This window comes from Paraburkholderia sp. MM6662-R1 (genome assembly GCF_050436245.1).
GTDB classification, from domain to species: domain Bacteria; phylum Pseudomonadota; class Gammaproteobacteria; order Burkholderiales; family Burkholderiaceae; genus Paraburkholderia; species Paraburkholderia tuberum.
In genome coordinates this window covers 1319887-1338211 of record NZ_JBNDLV010000001.1, presented here as the reverse complement: position 1 = coordinate 1338211, position 18325 = coordinate 1319887, and the positions used below count along the sequence as shown (strand labels likewise).

Genomic DNA, 18325 nt, shown 5'->3' with positions numbered 1-18325 from the left:
GGCGGAGTGGCGACGATTTACGCCGCCACTGATGAGTACCCTCACTCTTTCGGCTCTGCCTCTTCGTATCCCGAACCCAGGTCGGCACCGGTGGTTGGGTCAGAACTTGTGTCCGAAGCTGTCCGTGCAGCCATCGCACTCAGCACTTTCGCGTCCGCGCCGGAGATGTTGGCGGAAGCCAACCCATCGCCCCCCATCGACGGCAGGTTCGGGCGTCTCAACAAATTCCCAACCGGGGCCGTCGTTCCAGGGACCGCGTGGCGCATCATCGCCCTGTGACAGGTTGTAATAGACGTTCGTAAATTCGGGCACGCCAGGACGCTTGCCTTGCGGGAAGTTTGGTTGAATTGAATGCAGGGCTTTCTCGAAGGACTTCTGGTGAGCAATCTCCCGCGTCATGAGGAAGCCAAGCGCTTCGGAAATGCTCGGGTCGTCGGTCACGTTCATCAGTCGCTCGTAGACAATCTTTGCGCGCGCCTCCGCCGCTATATTTGAACGCAGGTCTGCCGTCGGCTCACCGATAGTGTCGATGTACGCCGCGCTCCACGGAACCCCGGCTGAATTCGTAAGAGCCGGGCCGCCTCCGTACAGCAGCGCTGTCGTGTGCGAATCATTTCCTCCGCCTGTGAGCGAACGGTAGAGTTCGGCCTCCGACTCCACAGCTTCTGCGAGTTGTCCCTTCGCGCCTTTATTGAGCATTGCCACGATAGAGCCGATGATTTCCAGGTGGCTCAGCTCCTCGGTTGCAATGTCAAACAGCAAATCCTTCCGACCGGGGTCATCCTCTCCGACCGCCTGTGTGAAGTATCTACAGGCTGCCGCCAGCTCACCTTGCGGTCCGCCGAATTGTTCCAGCAGGAGGTTGGCGAGGCCGGGATTCGGCGCTGAGACGCGCACCGTATATTGAAGCCGCTTGTTGTGCACAAACATGTCATTTCTCCATAGGAGGCCGGGTAACGGGCTACCGGATGGCCGGACCTGCCGTCACAGCGATGCGCACGTTACTTTGGCTGGTTAGGTAACTCCCGGACAGCGACACGCTGCAATCCTGAATGCCGCACCCTGCTGGGCGCCCGGGTCTCAGAACTGGGTTGCTCTGGCGAATGTGCAGCGAGGCTACACGGTGGAAAGAACATTGCGCTGGACACCGCGCATGCAGCGTTCCTGACCGGTGAAGTGCGGCAATCGCGCCGAGTCTTCGTCACGCGGCGTTCGAATTCCCACGCGGTGCAACCCTCCTGGCCCTGGTAGGGACACGTCTCTACCGCCGCTCATCGCGAAGACATTCCGGCGCTCGCGCGGCGATTGTTGCAACGAGAAGTTTGCAAGACGGCGAGCGCCCGAGACGTCTGGGAATTGTCTCGCCGCACGCTAGGCGCGGGTGTTCCGTCGGGTCAGGCACGTTGCCGAGCGGGAATGGTGATTGCGCCGGTGCGCTCACACCGCGCTTTCTTGCAGAGGCGGTTCCCAACCGACTAAGGAGTAGACATGCCTACGAAGACGTTGAAAAATTTGTTCATTCATTCGCTGTCCGACATTTACAGTGCCGAAAAGCAGATGACAAAGTCGCTTCCCAGGATGGCACGTGCAGCGACGAACCCGGGACTTCGCTCGGCCTTCGAGACGCACCTGGAAGAAACGCAAGGCCAGATTGAAAGAATTGACCAGGTAGTGGAAGCCAGCGGAATCAAACTCCAAACGTGTCAAGTGCGTCGCCATGGAAGGACTGGTCGAAGAAGGCCAGGAGCAGATTGACGAAATCGAGAAGGGACCGGTGCTGGATACAGCCCTCATCGCGGCAGCACAGAAGGTGGAGCACTACGAAATTGCAGCATATGGCTCCTTGATAGCACTGGCCAAACAGCTTGGCGAAACGGCTGCCGTCACACTTCTCAATGAAACGCTGCAAGAGGAAAAGGCGACTGACGACAAGCTATCTCTGCTCGCAGAAGAAAAGGTGGCGGCAGAGGCCCTGGGGAAGTAGGCCGCCCGACCCTTGCCAGCGGCGGGCGGGCGAACGAAACCGCGAGCGCCGGGAAATCGCGCGGAACTACGGCAAGCGATAGGCCTTCAGGGCGAGATGCCGAAAAGCCTTGGCGACGGGGCGACGGATACGACGCTTGCTGGATGGCTGTCCTCAACCATTCAAAAGGAAAGGATGATGGCAGGCGACAATTCATATAAGCCGAGCGAAACCGTGAAAGTGTCTGGCATCTACGCGGTCGTACATGATGATGGGAAGGACACTTTCGAGGTCACCTGCGTGGAAGGCGAACACTTTCCCCCGACGCGTAGCGGCAAGGGTGCGCATTTCGAGCTGAAATACGCGGCCGACACATTCGCACAAGCATGGCGAACTGCAGGGCATGGAAGCTCGAAGCTAACATCCGTGTCGACACGGTACATCGCGGCGGTGAGTCCTCCCGGATGCGCAATAGCTATACCGAGTTCGACCCTTGGAGTCTCACAGCTCGTGCCGTGCGCGAAGCATTGCCGCCACGAGGTGGTACCTCCGGCGCACGGGGTCCGGACACGGCCTACGCATTCGCTTCCTGCTGGAAAACAATCATGGTCTCAGCACGTCAACCGACTTCTCCGCGTCTTAGCCGCTACGGGAAAATGCGAGACTTCGAGGTTACGCCTGAACCCTCGCCGTCAGATGTCACATCTGTCGGGCCAGCAAATGCTGGTTTTGTCGTGCAGAAGCACTGGGCGAGCCGGCTCCATTACGATTTCCGGCTCGAACTGGATGGGGTGCTCCTTTCGTGGGCCCTGCCAAAAGGGCCTGCTACGACCAGAAGGAGAAAAGGATGGCGGTCCATGTGGAGGACCATCCGGTCGCGTATTCGAAGTTCGAGGGAACGATTCCACCCAAGCACTACGGCGCCGGCGCCGTGATACTGTGGGACCGAGGGGCGTGGGAGCCGGTCGGAGACCCGCGCAAGGGAATGAAGGCCGGCAAGCTGGTCTTTCGGCTCCATGGCGAAAAGCTCGCCGGTTTGTGGGAGCTCGTCCGTATATCCAGGCCGGAGGACAAGCAGGACCAGTGGATGCTCTTCAAAAAGCGCGACGAGTGGGCGCAACCGCTCGCGGAATACGACGTTATCAAGGCGCTTCCCGACAGCATTACCACGAAGCCGCTCGGGCTTGTCGAAGAACGGGAGCCGAAAGTCGCGCGGCCTGGGCGCGGTAGTGAACCACAGATAGACCTGTCTGCCGCAGTTAGCGCGGCGCTGCCCGCCAAACTCGAACCGCAGCGCGCGTCGCTAGCTTCGTCGCTACCGACGAGCGGTGACTGGATAATTGAGTCGAAGCTGGATGGTTACAGAATGCTCGCCCGCGTGAACAAGGGGCGTGTGCGGTTGTTTACGAGCGGCGGGCACGACTGGACGAAAAAGCTTGCGAGGCTGGCCACAGAGGTCGAGAAGCTCCCTGTCTCCAGCGGATGGCTTGATGGTGAAATAGTCGTGCTCAGAGACGGTCTGCCCGATTTCGGCGCCCTCCAGAATGCGATAGACGGTGCAGCGAATCAGGAAATTGTCTATTTTCTATTCGACCTGCCGTACTGTAATGGGAAAGACCTGAGAAACGTCCCGCTGTGGGCGAGGCGCGCGCTGCTCTCTCAGCTTCTGCAGAAGGATGGCGACCGCGTACGGTTCAGTCAGGACTTCGACGCTCCGATGGCCCAGATATTCGAGGCCGCCGCGGGATTAGGTCTCGAAGGTCTGATGTTGAAAAGCCGCGACGCGCGATATGAATCGGGAAGGACGCAGACGTGGTTGAAGGCTAAATGCCGACTGCGGCACGAACTGGTCGTCTGTGGTTTCACTGCGAGAGGCGGCAAGGATGGTGAAGTCGGCAGTTTGCTGCTCGGTTACTACGTGGGCAACAAGCTCCACGACGCTGGCAGCGTGGGCACCGGTTGGGACGCCCGCACTGGTCGGGACCTATGGGTTCGCCTGACACCGCTTGAGCGCGACGCAACACCATTTGACGTCGCTGTAACGAAGCCGGGTCGTTGGTCCAGGCGTGCCGCCGGCGCCGAACGCTGGGTACGTCCTGAGCTGGTTGCCGAGGTCGAGTTCGCCGAGTGGACTGCGGAAGGTGTTGTTCGGCAGGCGTCGTTCAAAGGTCTGCGCGTCGACAAACCGGCGCGCCGCGTCGTCCGCGAGTCCGGAGAAACGCTGACGCCCGCGCCTGTCTCGCAGGTCAAAGTCACGCATCCTTAGCGTATCGTTGACCCGTCGAGCGGCGTTACAAAACTCGACCTGGTCCGGTACTACGAAAGCGTTATCGAGTGGATGCTGCCTCACCTGAAGGACCGTCCGCTTGCAATGGTCCGCGCACCTACCGGCATATCTGGTCAGATATTTTTCCAAAAGCACGCTGAGAAGACGGGGATGCCCGGTCTCACGGCGCACGACCGCAGTTTGTGGGTGAATCACCCGCCGTTGCTTACCGTCGATACTGCGGACGCGCTGATGTCGGCGGCCCAGATGAATGTCGTTGAGTTCCATACCGGGAACTCGACAATTCTGCGAATCGACAAGCCCGACAGGGTCATCTTTGACCTTGACCCCGGCGATGGCGTGAAGTGGAAGCAGATGCAGGAGGCAGCGCTTCTTGTCCGGGCATTGCTTAACGAACTGGACCTGAAAGCCTGGTTAAAGACGAGCGGCGGCAAGGGGCTGCACGTCGTGGTGCCGTTAACGCCAAGACTGGATTACAAATCTGTGAAGGCGTTCTCGCAGGCGTTCGTCGGGCATCTGGCGAAAACAATTCCCGACCGCTTTTCAGCAACGTCAGGGCCAGCCAACAGAATCGGCAAAGTCTATGTCGACTATCTGCGCAACGGCAAGGCGCAGACGACCGCCACCGCGTTTTCCGCCCGGGCGCGGCCCGGGATGGGTGTCTCGATGCCAGTGTCATGGGAGCAACTGTCAGACCTCAAAAGCGGTGCGCACTGGACGGTGCAAACGGCGAGAGAGTATCTTAGCTTTCAAACGCGAGACCCATGGGAAGCGTACTGGTCCACAAGACAATCGTTGGCGTCAGTCATAAAGCGTCTGTGATGAGACGTCTCGCGCCGGAAGGTCCAGCGGTTCGCGGCGGCAGAAGTAGGAGTGCCGCGACAGCGCGCGTGGTACATGCACGCCAGCCGGTTGCACGGCGCAAGGTCGTCAGCCGACCGGCACATGACATGCTCTCTCTCGCGAAGCTTTGGCCCCTCGTGAATGGCTAGCAAGCAGCGCCGGCAACACTGTCACCGGCCGCTATCAGGAGAATCACATGGCAGCGCGTTCCATCGCATCGCTGACGCTATCCTTCGGATTGGTGTCCATACCGGTAAAACTCTATTCGGCGACAGACAGCGCTGCCGGTGTCGGCTTCAACCTGTTGACGCCGGAAGGCGGTCGGGTCAAGCAGCAGTACATATCGGAGGCCACTGGCGCGGTCGTCGCACGCGCGGATATGAAGAAGGGATACGAATTTGAAAAGGGGCAGTTCGTCGTCTTCGCTGCGGACGAGCTGAAGGCGCTTGAAGAGGGTGCTACGCACGTTGTAGAAATTGTCTCCTTCGTGCCGGAAAAATCGGTCGACCCGCTCTACTACGACAAGGCGTATTTCATTGCGCCGGACAAACGGGGTGGCAAACCCTACAGTCTGCTGCAGCAGGCGATGCGCCAAAGCGAACGGTGCGCACTCGCCAAATGGTCTTATAAAGGCAAAACCCGCATCGTCCAGATACGGCCCGCTGAAGACGGCATGGTTTTCCAGCAGCTGCTGTTCGCAGATGAGGTGCGCGCATTGAGCGATTTGCATATCGAGCAGGAGCCCGTAACCGCCGCGGAACTCAAGCTTGCGCTGCAAATCATCGACCAGGTCTCCGAAGACGCTTACGACCCGTCGGCTTATGAGGACGAGGAGAAAAAGCGGATTCTCGAGGCCATCGACCGGAAAATCGCGGGCAAGCAGATTGTGTCTCCAGAGGAGACCACGAGTGAGTCGGGCGGCCAGGTAATTGACCTGATGGAGGCTCTTCGGGCGAGTCTCAGCGCCAACAAGGCGAAACGGGACGTACCGGCGCAGACGGCGCCGGCCAGGACAACGGCAACGAAGAAGACCACCGCCGCTGACGTCGAAGTGTTGGCAGCCAAACCAAGGCGCCCTGTCAAACGAGCCACACCGAAAGCCGACATCAAAGAGGCGCAACCGGCAAAGGTTCGAGCACGCAAGTGACCAGACCGAATCAGTCAAACGATTACTCGCTGCGCAGCCTTCAATCGCTGCTGGGTGTCTCGCGTCGGGTGCTATCTGGGCTGATTGAAGCCGGATTCGTTCACCCGGCGCGCGGTCGCAGAAACGAGCTTCGATTCTCTTTCCAGGATGTCGTGGTCCTGCGCACAGCGTTTCAGTTGCAGTCAGCCAAAGTCTCAACACGGAAGATTCTGAGGGCGCTTGCGAAGCTGAAAGCCGAACTTCCTGACGAGCTTCCGCTTTCTGGAATCCGAATCACATCGGTAGGCGAGACGGTGGCTGTCAGGTCAGGACAGGCCCAATGGGACGCCGCTTCCGGCCAGCACCTGCTCGACTTCGAGGTCGCACCTATTAGAGGCGAGGTCGCGTTCCTCGACTCGGCACCGCGAAACCAGACGAGTCGCGAACAGCAAGCGGAGGAATGGTTCGCACTCGCCGAACAACTCACCGGAACCGATGCTATTGGCGCGGAGCAGGCATACCGGAAAGTGCTCGAGCTCGCGCCATCACCGCATTACCACGCTTATACGAATCTGGGCGTATTGCTGTGCGAGGCAGAAACGCGTTGCGACGAGGCATTGTCCGTTTTTGATGGGGCGTTAGAGCACTTCCCAGACGACGCGTTACTGCACTTCAACCGCGCGGTCGTTCTCGAAGAGCTGAAACGCTATGACGCTGCGGCGGCGACCTATCAGCGGTGCATAGAACTTGACCCGACGCATGCAGACGCACACTTTAACCTCGCCCGGCTGAGCGAGATTCGCGGCGACAAACAGGGTCTAGTTCGACACCTTAGTGCTTATCGCCGGTTGATTGGCTGAACTGGACTTCGCCGACGATTCGTGTGGTTCAGAGCACGCTTTTCGACCTATCAACCCGTTCATGAGGATGCTGAAACTATGCGGCATGTCCAGGCGACGCCCGATGCAAGCACGTACAAAGCTGCAGATGCGTTGCGCATCGTTCTCGTGACGCAACTGTTCTGTCGAAGTTCATCGACGTGACTTGTCCTCCACCCACGTTTTGCTTGGCCTTCACACACGGAAAATGGGTATCCACTTCTGAAAACTGTGCTGCAGGCAAGACGTTTTCTCGGTCGAGCACTCCGGTAATCTTATAATCTTTAATCTGTGTAACCCTATGCGTGAGCGAGAAGCCCCTAAGATTAGCTCAAGACAGCGATTCCGATAAATCTTCTCGGTGTTGTTGTACGGCTCTGAATATCCCGGGGGTAGCGCTTATGGCAACCAGGACGAAGGGCTGTGCGCACGAGCGGCGTTTCTGCTATCAAGCCGGGGCCCCCTTAAGGAAGCGTCAAGCTGTTCGGAAGTCACCGCCGTGCAGCGCACTCCCTGGCTGCCCTCTGTACAGGCATGAGAGTCCCGTAAGCGCAACACCGCCCGTGTCGAGGTTCGTGTTTTCCGCTCTCCAGCAGTTCACCTCTTTTATGGTCGCCGTAAATGCCGGCTTCTTGCGACACGTCCACGAGACACTGCCTGGTTTAGTGGCTTTCTCGAGGTCGCAACTTGTGATACTCACGCACAGCGGCCGCGGACAAACGAAGTTGCGTACGGACGCGCGACGTTCAGAAAACGTACTCCTTCTTCGATTCACATCGATTCGTCCACCACTTGTCGCGATATGCCCAGCATCGACTTGAGAGTCGCAAGAGACAAACACTTCAACCCGCTCGGAGCATCTTCCCCGAAATCTGAGCGAGTGGGAGTGGGGAAAGATGAAGTACATCCGTCCTGTTTCGCACTAGCCATGGCTATCGACCCACGCGCGACACCACGAAAGGCCTGCTGATTCTGCCTCTTCGTCAGTATCGAAAGAGCCAAGCACCCCACCGGTCAGCGCCGGCGTCTCGATGAATGAGTCGGAAGGCACGCACATCTTCTTTGCTCGCAAACAGGTATGCGATGCCCTGGTTCGCGTCGAACCTGCCGGAGATGTACCCATTAATCGCGGCCGTCTGCTTCGTCAATACTGGTGATTTTGGCGAGTCGAGTGACTCGCTTACGCCGCTTACGGCATGAAAGGCACGTTGATATGGTCTGGCACCACGCTGATGAATGTGGAGGTTATCAGGCAGCCTCGGACTGCTCTTCCGTCCGTTCGAGCCGCTATCCAAGTGACGGTTGTACGGCCGTGAAATATGCGAGGACACTCATGACCCATCGGCTGACGTCGTTGGGCTATCCTGTTGCTCTACTACAACCTGGATAGTCCGCCGAACGCCATGGCTCTCTCTCCGTTGCCTCCACTCGCATGTCTGCAAGCATTCGAAGCTAGCGCCCGTTATCTGAGCTTCACTCGTGCGGGGCAGGAACTGCACCTGTCCACCAGTGCTGTGAGCCGCCAAATATCTCAACTCGAAGAATTCCTGGGACGCCGGCTGTTCGTGCGGGAGCACAACACCCTAAGGCTCACGCCGGCAGGGGAAACTTATGCGGTGGATGTGCGGCGCATGTTGGAGCTGTGCACTAGCGTTACGTCGAGCCTGATGGCTCGCGTCGTCAGGTCTCGTCTCACGGTGTCCTGCACAGCTGGCCTCTCGGTATTCTGGCTCGCGCCGAGAATCGGCTCGTTTATCGATGCGAATCCCGATGTGGACCTGCGCATCATCGTGCGGGACCACTTTGGAGCCGTCTCGCCAGCTGAGTACGACGTAGGCATTTTCTATCTGCGCAACCCCGAGGTTCCCGGAACGCACACACGGAAGCTTTTCGACGAGGAGGTATTTCCGGTTTGTTCGCCGACCTATCTTGATGGGCGCAAACTGAAGCCAGTGGAACTGCTGTCCTGCACGCTGCTTGTTCTGGAGGACGCGGAACGTAGCTGGATGTCCTGGCACACCTGGTTCGAACAGGCGGGGCTTGAACGACCAGAGCTCAATCAAACCATCATTGTCAACAGCTACCCACTCATTGTGCAGCTCGCGACGCATGGCAAGGGCGTCGCGCTAGGTTGGAACCGGGTCATTGACCCGCTCCTTGAGCACGGCGCGCTCGTCAGGGCATCGGACTCTTACGCCACCATGGGCGGCTCATACTTTGTCACTTGGCCATCGGAGCGTGCGGAAACACCTGCCGCCCGTCGGTTCCGCGAGTGGGTAATCGGTCAGACAGTCGCTCCCTGAGCTCTCCGTTGCAAGCCTCTCGATGCGGTTGCGTTTTTTGCAAGCGCGTTTGCGAATTTAGCGTTATGAGGTCGTCACGCCAAAAATTACATTGAATGCGTGACGAATCGCGAACGCTCACGTCGCTAAACGACAATTCCGAGAGGTCTAAATGGCAACGAGTGCATCAAACGGCATACTGGTGGGCGAGCCGCCCATCAGGATGGTGACGCGCCGGAAGGCGATTTTCGCCACTGTCATTGGCAGCGGTCTGGAGTGGTTCGATTTTTCCGGGTACGCATTCTTCGCAGCAACCATTGGTAAGTTATTTTTCCCCGCAGGCAACGAGACAACGTCGCTGCTGCTATCACTGGCAACCTTTGGGGTTGGCTTCGTGATGCGACCCCTCGGTGGCATCGCGTTCGGCATCTACGGCGACAAGGTGGGTCGCAAGCGAGCGCTGTCGCTCGCCATGCTCATCATGGCGCTCGGCTCGGGCATCATTGCTTTCGCCCCTACGTACCAATCTATCGGCATCGCCGCGCCGTGTCTTATCGTAATCGCGCGATTGCTGCAGGGGCTGTCCGCTGGCGGTGAAATGGGCGGCGCTACTGCGTTCCTTACCGAGCATGCTCCAGCTAAACGTCGTGCTTTCTATTCGAGCTGGATTCAGACGAGTATCGGTTTCGCCGTGGTCATCGGCAGCCTTACCGGTACGCTCATCACGTCGAGCATGTCGGCTGATTCGCTGACCGCATGGGGATGGCGTATTCCGTTTTTCATCGGCATGCTGGTGGCCCCGGTTGGATACTACATTCGGCTGAAAATCGAGGAAACGCCCGAGTTCGTATCCGAGAAGCGCCACACCAACACGCCGCTGCGTGACGTCATTCGCGAGTATCCTCGCCAGGTGCTCTCCAGCCTGCTGATGGTCGTACTGTGGACCGTCTGCACATACGTCATCCTGTTCTACATCCCGACTTATGTTGTGAAGTATCTGCACATGACCCAGCGTGAGGGCTTCACGTCGGGCGTCGTCAGCGGTGTCGTGCTGATGGTCATGGCGCCCGTGTTCGGGGCACTGTCGGATAAGGTCGGCAAGCGGCGGGTCCTGTCGGTTGCTGCGCTCGTTATTCTGGTTGCCAGCTATCCACTGTTCTCTCATCTGATTAAATCGCCCGACTTTGCCACGCTGCTGACCTTCCAGGCGATTTTCGGCGTGCTGATTGCTGCATACACCGGCCCGATTCTGGCTCTCTTCACGGAAATGTTCCCGAGCCGCGTCCGTGCGACCGGATTGTCTTTGGCCTACAACGGCGCAGTGACCATCTTCGGTGGCTTTGCCGCTTTCATCATCACCTGGCTTACCCAACACACGGGTGACGCCGAGTCTGCGTCTTATTACATCATCTTCGCCGCGGTGGTTAGCCTGCTCGGCATCTTGCTGACAAAGCCATACCAGTCTTGAGAAAATTCACATGAGCATGTTGGTAATCGAAGGGGTGAATGTTTTCGACCCCGCAACGAAGAAACGCCAGACAAACGTCAATGTCTGCATCGCCGACGGGAAGATTGCGGCAATAGGACAGATACCACCGTCGTTTGTCGGTGCCCGCAGAATGAGCCTCCCCGGGCGCACCGTTTTGCCGGGTTTCATCGACCTGCATGTCCACGTTGTCGCGTCGAATGCGAATCTGGGCGCTAACGCGATGATGCCAAACTTTCTGGCTGCGCTTAAAACGTTGCCCATCCTGCGCGGCATGCTGAATCGCGGGTTCACCACCGTTCGTGATGCAGGCGGCGCTGACTTTGCAATGTGCGATGCTGTCAACAGCGGCGTGCTTTGGGGCCCGCGCATCCTGTCTTCGGGCAAGGCGTTATCGCAGACCGGTGGGCACGGCGACTTCCGTCAGCGCAATGACAAGCTTGACGATGCCTGCGGGTGCCTGGGACGTCAGGGAGCGATTGCCCGGGTGGTCGATGGTGTCGAGGCGATGCGCCTGGCGGTACGCGAAGAACTCCTCAAAGGGGCCTCCCAAATCAAAATAATGGCGTCGGGCGGCGTCGCTTCGCCCAACGACCCCATCACCAACACCCAGTACTCGGAAGATGAAATCCGTGCCGCGGTTCAGGAAGCGGAGGCCGCCGGGACTTACGTGATGGCGCACGCCTACACCGCTCGTGCCGTCCGGCGCGCCGTCGAGTGCGGGGTGAAATGTATCGAGCACGGAAACCTCATCGACGAGGAGACTGCCCGTCTGCTCGCGGAGCGTGGCGTAGCGGTTGTGCCCACAATCGCTACTCTCGACCGTCTCATTGAACAAGGTCCCGCGCTTGGTTTCCCCGCTGAATCGCTCGCAAAGATTGAGGGAGCACGCTCTGTCGGCCGGCAGGCACTTGCGCTGATGGCGCGCGAAGGCGTGAAGGTCGGGTTCGGCTCGGACATGCTGGGCGAGCTGCACGCCTTCCAGTCCGACGAGTTTGCGGTTCGGGCAGAAATCGTCGGCAATGTTGAGGCCATCCGGTCGGCAACGTGCGTTGCCGCCGAAATCACGGGTGAACCAGGCGTGCGGGGAACGGTCGCTGTCGGAGCCGTGGCTGACCTCATCGTGGTCGACGGTGACCCCATTGAGGACATTTCCCTTCTGCTGGGGCAAGGCGAACACATTCCCGTGGTCATCAAGGCTGGAGTGTGTATGAAGGAAGCCGGCCGACTGCTCGAACCAATCGCAGAGTGAATTGCTGGTGCGTCGCATCGGTCGCGCCGACCGTTTGCACTCAAGGTCCTCCCGGCATCATTCGCGGCGCGCCGCGATTTCCGGATTCGCCCCATGGCAACCGGTGCCTTTTTCGTTGACCTTGAGCCAGGCCGCTCGCGGCCAGCTCTGGCACTGTAAGCCGGGGTTCGCACCTATTAGCTTAGCGGTCATTTTCTCGGACCCATGCGCTAAAGGGGCAACTTTCCATCTACTGTGAAACGATGTCTCATTGGACGCGATGAATATGTTGCTCTAGTAGAAGGTGCTACGTCAGCATTGCCGGTCACGATAGCCTCGTAAATCAGACGATGTTCAGCGACGTACAGGCGAATGCGCCACGGGTCTGTCGATGGCGGTCATCCAGACCAGGCGGAAGCCGCCGCACACTTGACTGATTAGCACTCAATTGGCGCATCCCTCCAGCGCATGGTCGTACCCACCTCTCCAAAGGCGAACCCGAACATGACCTCTCTCAGAACCCGAAATTTCGACGCCCATGCAACAGCTGCACTGCTGGACTATCCCTCGCTGGTTCGCGTTCTTCGGGAGACCATCGTCGAATACGGCGCAGGACACATCGCGAGTCCTGAGCGGCTGGCCATTCCGATGCAGGAAGGCGGCCTGATGCTGTCGATGCCTGCCAGTGCTGAAGACATCGCCATTCATAAGTTGGTGAACGTCTGTCCTTCGAATGGAAAGCGCCAGCTCCCGACCATCCAAGGCCAGGTCATCGCATGCGACGCGCACACTGGGGAAATGTTGTTCGTGCTCGATGGGCCGACCGTGACCGGGCGCCGAACGGCAGCTGTCACTGTGCTGGGCATCCAGACCCTGCATGGCATGGCTCCGCGCGAAATTCTCATCATTGGCACCAGGAAACAGGCGGCCAATCACGCGGAAGCTCTCGCGGCCTCGTTCCCGGAAGCCAAACTGTTTGCAAAGGGCACGTCACCGGCAGGCACAGACGCCTTCGTGGCCCGGACCCGGTCAGTAGCACCAAACCTGTCTGTCCTTGATGGCGATGTGATTCCCGACAGCATTGAAGTCGTCATGACTTTGACAACCAGCAGGTCTCCGGTCTACACGATGTCGGCGCGACCCGGTCGTCTCGTCGTCGGCGTCGGCGCTTTCACGTCGGACGCAGCGGAAATCGGCAAGGAGACCGTCGACAGAAGTTTCGTGGTCGTAGACGACCCCGTCGGTGCAAAGCATGAAGCGGACGACCTTATCCAGGCCAACGTCGACTGGACCTCAGTTTCTCCGCTTGCCAAGGCATTGGCTGGCGAGTTGAAGCCGAGTGCGCCGATTCTGTTCAAGAGCGTTGGCTGCGCTGCGTGGGACTTGGCCGCGTGCCGCGTCGCACGTAAAGCACTCGACGCAAACGCCTGTCAAGTCGGCGCTGACGTGTAAGTAGCGCCGATTTAAATTGCTTGCCGGTTCCGTACGGCGAGTAAAAGCAGGATACCCACCGAGTTCACCAAAGCAAACATGAAAATCACCCGCACCATCTCGACTGTTGAAGTCCACACCGGCGGTGAAGCATTCCGCATAGTTACCAGCGGTCTGCCGCGTCTTCCTGGCGATACTATTGTCAAGCGACGCGCGTGGCTGAAGGAGAACGCCGACGAAATTCGCAAAGCCCTCATGTTCGAGCCTCGCGGTCATGCGGACATGTATGGCGGTTACCTGACGGAGCCGGTTAGCCCGAACGCTGATTTCGGCATCATCTTCCTTCACAACGAGGGTTACAGCGACCACTGCGGGCATGGCGTCATTGCCCTGTCCACAGCAGCGGTTGAGCTGGGCTGGGTGCAACGTCAGATACCGGAGACACGCATCGGTATCGACGCGCCGTGCGGCTTCATCGAAGCGTTCGTGCAGTGGGACGGCGAGCACGCCGGAAATGTCCGCTTCGTTAATGTGCCGTCCTTTATCTGGAAACAGGACGTGACGGTCGAGACGCCGTCGTTCGGTTCGGTGACTGGCGACATTGCGTTCGGCGGTGCATTTTACTTTTACACCGATGGTCAACCACACGGACTTGAAGTCCGTGAATCGTCGGTGGAAGAACTCATTCGTTTTGGAGCAGAGGTAAAGGAGGCTGCGAACAAGGCATTCCCGGTTGAGCATCCCTTTATCCCTGAAATCAACCACATCTACGGAACAATCATCGCTGCCGCGCCCCGGCACCCCGGTTCGACGCAAGCCAATTGCTGCATCTTCGCAGACCGTGAGGTGGACCGTTCACCGACGGGTTCTGGAACGGGCGGCCGCGTTGCGCAGCTTTATCTGCGTGGAAAGCTGGGAAAGGGCGACACGCTCGTGAACGAGTCCATCATCGGCACTGTATTCAAAGGACGGGTGCTGAGCGAGACGACTGTGGGCAATTTCAGGGCCGTCATCCCCGAGGTCGATGGCAACGCTTTCGTTTGCGGCTTTGCGAATTGGATTGTGGACGAGCGTGACCCTCTGACTTACGGGTTCCTCGTACGGTAGCCGAGCCAAAAAGGAACGTCGCGAGCTTGCTCCGGGTGAGAAGGACGAGAATGTTGTACTGGAGTTCAAGCCCAACCCGCCACACGATATGTTGGTAGCCTGTCTTTGGTCACGCTGGTCAGCGCCGGGAGAGCCCGATTTGCTTTCATTCGCCGCAATTACCGACGAGCCGCCGACGGAAGTTGCGGCCGCCGGCCATGACCGACGAATGGACCTTTGGATTCAACCCTGCGCATCGCGCGCGGACCTCTACGGGCAGCCGGCCACTCAGTCCCCGCACCATGACCTCACGCTCAACGGCTCTGGCGCAGTTGGGAATGTGCGAGCAGAAGAGCACTACACCTGCGTTCGATGCCGCGCGGTGTTTGCGCGCATTCTTGTAGCACCGCCGACGCGGCAGGTTTGGATGCTGAACGCAGGCCAGCACTGACGCAACGTTTGCTCAACGTCAGGGCGTGAGGTGCCTCACGCCTGGTTTTTCCAAATCGGGAGCGCGCTGCCAAGAGTGCAGTGTGGAGAAAAAAATGTTTGCCAACGCCCTTGCCGTTCAACGGCAAACTCGCACCGGACTATTTTCCGTTTCCTCCTGCGAACGCTGGGATTCATTTGAGGGGAAATTTCACGATGAAGTCGGGACGAGCTGCAGCTGGAATCGACATCGGCGGAGACCGGAAGGGAAATCATCTCGTTATCCTGCGTGGCACTGAGATTGTGTGCAATCTCCGCGAGGAGACGCCGGAGCATATGCTCGAAAAATGCCTCAAATTTAAGGTGGCAGGGGTGGGTATCGATGCACCCTGTCGGTGGCGAATTGGCGAGGCCGGAAGGCGAGCTGAGAAGGCGCTTGCGCAGTAACGAATCTTTTCGATTGCGACACCGAGTCGCGAGCTGGCCATAGCCAGTAAAAGCGGATTCTACGGGTGGATGTTCAATGGCGAGCGTGTCTATAATGCATTCGCGCCACACTTTCCTCTTTTCAAGGATGGGGAAATCGGTCGCCAGGTGGGCTTTGAGACGTTTCCCCATGCCATAACCTGCGCCCTTATTAGGAATGCAGTCGCATCTGCGAAGCGAAAGCGAACTCAGCGCCGAGAAATTCTTGACCATGCGGGAATTGATGCAACGTCGCTGAGGTCTATCGACGAAGTGGATGCGGCGCTTTGCGCCTTGACCGCAAGCTTCCTACTTGAAGGGAGAGTCGTTGCGTACGGCGACGAGCTAGGCGGATTCATTATCGTGCCCGCTCCCACTGGCCACAGTAGAGAGGCTTAGGGCAGACCGCTTTCGCGGCCTAACCGACACGGCTGACGTAGCCGAAGCGTCAAGTGTCCCTGAGTCCATCAGGCACACCTTGAAGTTCGCCCACGAGCGACAGCAGCTTAATCACGGCAATCACACTTTATGAGGACCGGTGCATCGAACGCCACATTTGACCTTGCTGCTGTCAATGGCAGCGTTTGGTTCAATCGAAGCATGAGCGAGCGATATTCAATGTGCCACCACGCGGCAACCAGCTGCGCGCGTCATATGCGACCACGCCATCCTGAACAATGAATATGACGATATTTTCACGCAGCAACAGGCTCTGCTGAGTACTGGGAAACTTTCTCCCGAACAACTCGCCCAGTGGAGGCAATCGGAACGCCTGCACCGACGTCCACTGCATCGACGGCGTCTTTGGTCAGTGGAAGGCGATGGCCGAGTCTGTCGAAACCACTTCTCGCGCTGCACTGGCGCCGGCTATGACCTCGTCTACTGCTATGGCTCCCGTCGGACCCGCCCCGGACGCAGTTCCCCCTACCGCATCTCCGGCCTCCCCAACGTCGGAAGCCTCGCTCGTTCGCCAAGGCAGTGCCGCCGGCGTAGCGCTTCCGCAGCCGGTTGCGACGCAGGCCTCTTCGCCTACGGTCGCTTCTGCTGCTTCCAGTCCGAGCGACTCCCGCAGCACGACCGGCATGAGCGCGGGTCTGATGACAGTCTTGCTTGTTGCCATTGGATGCGGTGCGGCGCGCTCGTCAGACGCCGAAAAAAGAGTGATGGCGCGCCGAGGAACCACTAAAGAATGTTCGGTTATCTATTCGGCCATCCAACTAGAAGTAGCGCACTGCATCTTGCGCATGGCATAGTGCCGGCATCTCAACTACGGAGGTGCGAATGACGCCCCTGGAATCCTTGCAAGCAAAAATCCAAAAACTGCAGAACCAAGCAGACGCACTCATCGCGAAGAAGTCGAGCGCTGTTATCGAAAAGATTCGCGAGTTGATGTCAACGCACGGCCTGACGACAGCTGACCTTGACGCGCATGTTGGCGACAAGAAAGGCGGACCGAAAGCCGCAGCTAAATCTGCGGTCATCTCCAAGCCGTCCGCAGCGAAATATCAGGACCCGAAGACAGGGGCCATATGGTCCGGACACGGACGCGCTCCGGGTTGGATTGCGAACGCGAAAGACCGCAGCAAATTCCTGATTGAGGGTAGTGCCGATGCAGTCGTCGCTGCAGGCGTGGCAAGTGCGAAGAAGGCCAAGACTGCGGGCAAGAAGGTCTCGTCGTCAGTCAGCGCCGCTGCTGGCAAGGGTCAGCGGAACGGTCCGCAGCCGGCGATGTACCGTGACCCCAAGTCCGGTGCGACCTGGAGCGGCCGCGGTCGGGCGCCGGCTTGGTTGTCTGGTGCCAAGGACCGGACCAAGTTTCTGATTGCTAGCGTTAGCGGAGTTGCAGATTCTGGCGCTGCGAGCAAGCCGAAAGTCGTCGCGAAGAAACCCGCGACAAAGGCGGCGGTAGCGAAGAAGGCACCGGCGAAGAACCTGGTTGGCGCCAAAAAGGTGGGCACGACGACGAATGTCGCGGCTGCCCCGGAAGCTGCTGCTGCATAATCGACCGTGTAAGCGAGCACACAGAGCTCGCTTTTTTTGCGTCGGCACGCGCGATTGGCGTGGTTTACCTCGAACGGGTCCGCAATGCGTCCAGGCGGGCGGCGCATTTTGCGTTCGAACCACCACGCTTGTAGGCCTGTGCCGCCTTTGTGCTGTCGGGGACGACGTCGCCGGGAGCACTCGTACCCCAGCGTCCCTCCCAATACAAGCCCAAGTTATACGCGGCCGACCGGTGTCCAAGCTCCAAGGCCGTGGCATACATGTCCTTGGCCATCTCAAGGTCGGCGTCCATGCCACGACCAAGCCTCGCGCTGTCCGCAAGAGCCGCTGCCGCCATGCCGCGAAGCGGGTCGCTCGCCATATCGTCCTTCAGGACATCGCCCAGAATGACGTGTCCGCCCTCGAAATCGGCAGGCCCACCTGTCTCCGTGACAAGAGACAGTGCAAGGGCGACCCGGAGCGACGGGTGCCGGTCAGGGCCAACCCGTTCAATAAGGCGCCGGCCGAGATAAGGTGCGCCCGGCAACGGGCTTGTGAGCAGGCCATTCGCAATGGCCGCGATTGATTCAAGTGAAAGAAATCCAACCTTGTTCGCTGACACAACGTGCCGCAAGAACTTTTCTACATCGAGTGTCGGGTCGCTCTGGCGAAGTTGTGCCCACTCACGTTCAATTTGGCCCAACCAGCTGGAATCTACAGACATCAGATTTCGCGTCCTGTGGTGAGTGATGCGCACAATGATACCTCACCGCAGTTGTGACTTGACCTCCGCGTCCTCGGCGCATCACTGCTCGGGGTGCTTGGATTGTGGCAATGC

Annotated in this window: 11 protein-coding genes and 7 pseudogenes; 15 read left to right on the top strand and 3 right to left on the bottom strand. The window is 58.9% G+C overall.

Annotated features, from left to right (window positions below):
* Positions 1-41 precede the first annotated feature (41 nt).
* Positions 42-930: pseudogene (locus tag OKW39_RS06365) on the bottom strand (manganese catalase family protein).
* Positions 931-1488: 558 nt separating this feature from the next.
* Between OKW39_RS06365 and OKW39_RS06360 the strand changes: the two are divergent.
* The 10 genes and pseudogenes from OKW39_RS06360 to OKW39_RS06315 all read left to right on the top strand — a co-directional run bounded on the left by OKW39_RS06360 (position 1489) and on the right by OKW39_RS06315 (position 12117).
* Positions 1489-1984: pseudogene (locus OKW39_RS06360) on the top strand (ferritin-like domain-containing protein).
* Between the two features lie 177 nt (positions 1985-2161).
* A pseudogene (locus tag OKW39_RS06355) lies at positions 2162-2384 on the top strand (hypothetical protein).
* Positions 2350-2957 (top strand): annotated as a pseudogene (locus OKW39_RS06350) (DNA polymerase ligase N-terminal domain-containing protein); the annotation flags it as partial. The pseudogenes OKW39_RS06355 and OKW39_RS06350, both read left to right, overlap by 35 nt.
* Positions 2949-4229 carry a non-homologous end-joining DNA ligase gene (gene ligD, locus OKW39_RS06345; protein WP_429563463.1) on the top strand — a complete coding sequence of 427 codons (1281 nt, stop codon included), beginning with the start codon at positions 2949-2951 and terminating at the stop codon, positions 4227-4229. The pseudogene OKW39_RS06350 and the gene ligD (OKW39_RS06345), both read left to right, overlap by 9 nt.
* Before the next feature lie 3 nt (positions 4230-4232).
* Positions 4233-5072 carry a non-homologous end-joining DNA ligase gene (gene ligD / locus OKW39_RS06340; RefSeq protein ID WP_429563462.1) on the top strand — a complete coding sequence of 280 codons (840 nt, stop codon included), beginning with the start codon at positions 4233-4235 and terminating at the stop codon, positions 5070-5072.
* A gap of 217 nt (positions 5073-5289) precedes the next feature.
* Positions 5290-6240 (top strand): Ku protein, encoded by a 951-nt coding sequence (locus OKW39_RS06335; RefSeq protein WP_429562288.1) that lies wholly within the window; start codon positions 5290-5292, stop codon positions 6238-6240.
* Positions 6237-7079, top strand: a complete 843-nt coding sequence (locus OKW39_RS06330; protein ID WP_429562287.1) for a tetratricopeptide repeat protein — start codon at positions 6237-6239, stop codon at positions 7077-7079. The genes OKW39_RS06335 and OKW39_RS06330 overlap by 4 nt, the downstream gene beginning before the upstream one ends.
* Positions 7080-8500: 1421 nt before the next feature.
* Positions 8501-9400, top strand: coding sequence for a LysR substrate-binding domain-containing protein (locus OKW39_RS06325; RefSeq protein WP_429363749.1), 900 nt, complete (start codon positions 8501-8503; stop codon positions 9398-9400).
* Positions 9401-9551: 151 nt separating this feature from the next.
* Positions 9552-10847, top strand: coding sequence for an MFS transporter (locus OKW39_RS06320; protein ID WP_429361913.1), 1296 nt, complete (start codon positions 9552-9554; stop codon positions 10845-10847).
* 10 nt (positions 10848-10857) lie between these two features.
* Positions 10858-12117 carry an amidohydrolase family protein gene (locus OKW39_RS06315; protein WP_429361911.1) on the top strand — a complete coding sequence of 420 codons (1260 nt, stop codon included), beginning with the start codon at positions 10858-10860 and terminating at the stop codon, positions 12115-12117.
* 247 nt (positions 12118-12364) lie between these two features.
* On the opposite strand, the pseudogene OKW39_RS06310 reads toward OKW39_RS06315, so the two are convergent.
* Positions 12365-12482 (bottom strand): annotated as a pseudogene (locus OKW39_RS06310) (GntR family transcriptional regulator); the annotation flags it as partial.
* A gap of 118 nt (positions 12483-12600) precedes the next feature.
* Here OKW39_RS06310 and lhpI point away from each other — a divergent pair.
* The 5 genes and pseudogenes from lhpI to OKW39_RS06285 all read left to right on the top strand — a co-directional run bounded on the left by lhpI (position 12601) and on the right by OKW39_RS06285 (position 17508).
* On the top strand, positions 12601-13548 hold the full coding sequence (gene lhpI / locus OKW39_RS06305) for a bifunctional Delta(1)-pyrroline-2-carboxylate/Delta(1)-piperideine-2-carboxylate reductase (protein ID WP_429361909.1): 948 nt from the start codon (positions 12601-12603) through the stop codon (positions 13546-13548).
* 78 nt (positions 13549-13626) lie between these two features.
* Positions 13627-14634 carry a trans-3-hydroxy-L-proline dehydratase gene (lhpH, locus tag OKW39_RS06300; RefSeq protein ID WP_429361907.1) on the top strand — a complete coding sequence of 336 codons (1008 nt, stop codon included), beginning with the start codon at positions 13627-13629 and terminating at the stop codon, positions 14632-14634.
* A 1-nt stretch (position 14635) separates the two neighbouring features.
* Positions 14636-14863 (top strand): annotated as a pseudogene (locus tag OKW39_RS06295) (SOS response-associated peptidase family protein); the annotation flags it as partial.
* Positions 14864-15258: 395 nt separating this feature from the next.
* Positions 15259-15906 (top strand): annotated as a pseudogene (locus OKW39_RS06290) (DUF429 domain-containing protein).
* Positions 15907-16788: 882 nt separating this feature from the next.
* The gene (locus OKW39_RS06285) at positions 16789-17508 is read left to right on the top strand and encodes an H-NS family nucleoid-associated regulatory protein (RefSeq protein ID WP_429562286.1); all 720 of its coding nucleotides are present in this window, start codon (positions 16789-16791) and stop codon (positions 17506-17508) included.
* Between the two features lie 64 nt (positions 17509-17572).
* Here OKW39_RS06285 and OKW39_RS06280 read toward each other — a convergent pair whose 3' ends face one another.
* Positions 17573-18211 (bottom strand): sel1 repeat family protein, encoded by a 639-nt coding sequence (locus OKW39_RS06280; protein ID WP_429361899.1) that lies wholly within the window; start codon positions 18209-18211, stop codon positions 17573-17575.
* Positions 18212-18325: the final 114 nt, after the last annotated feature.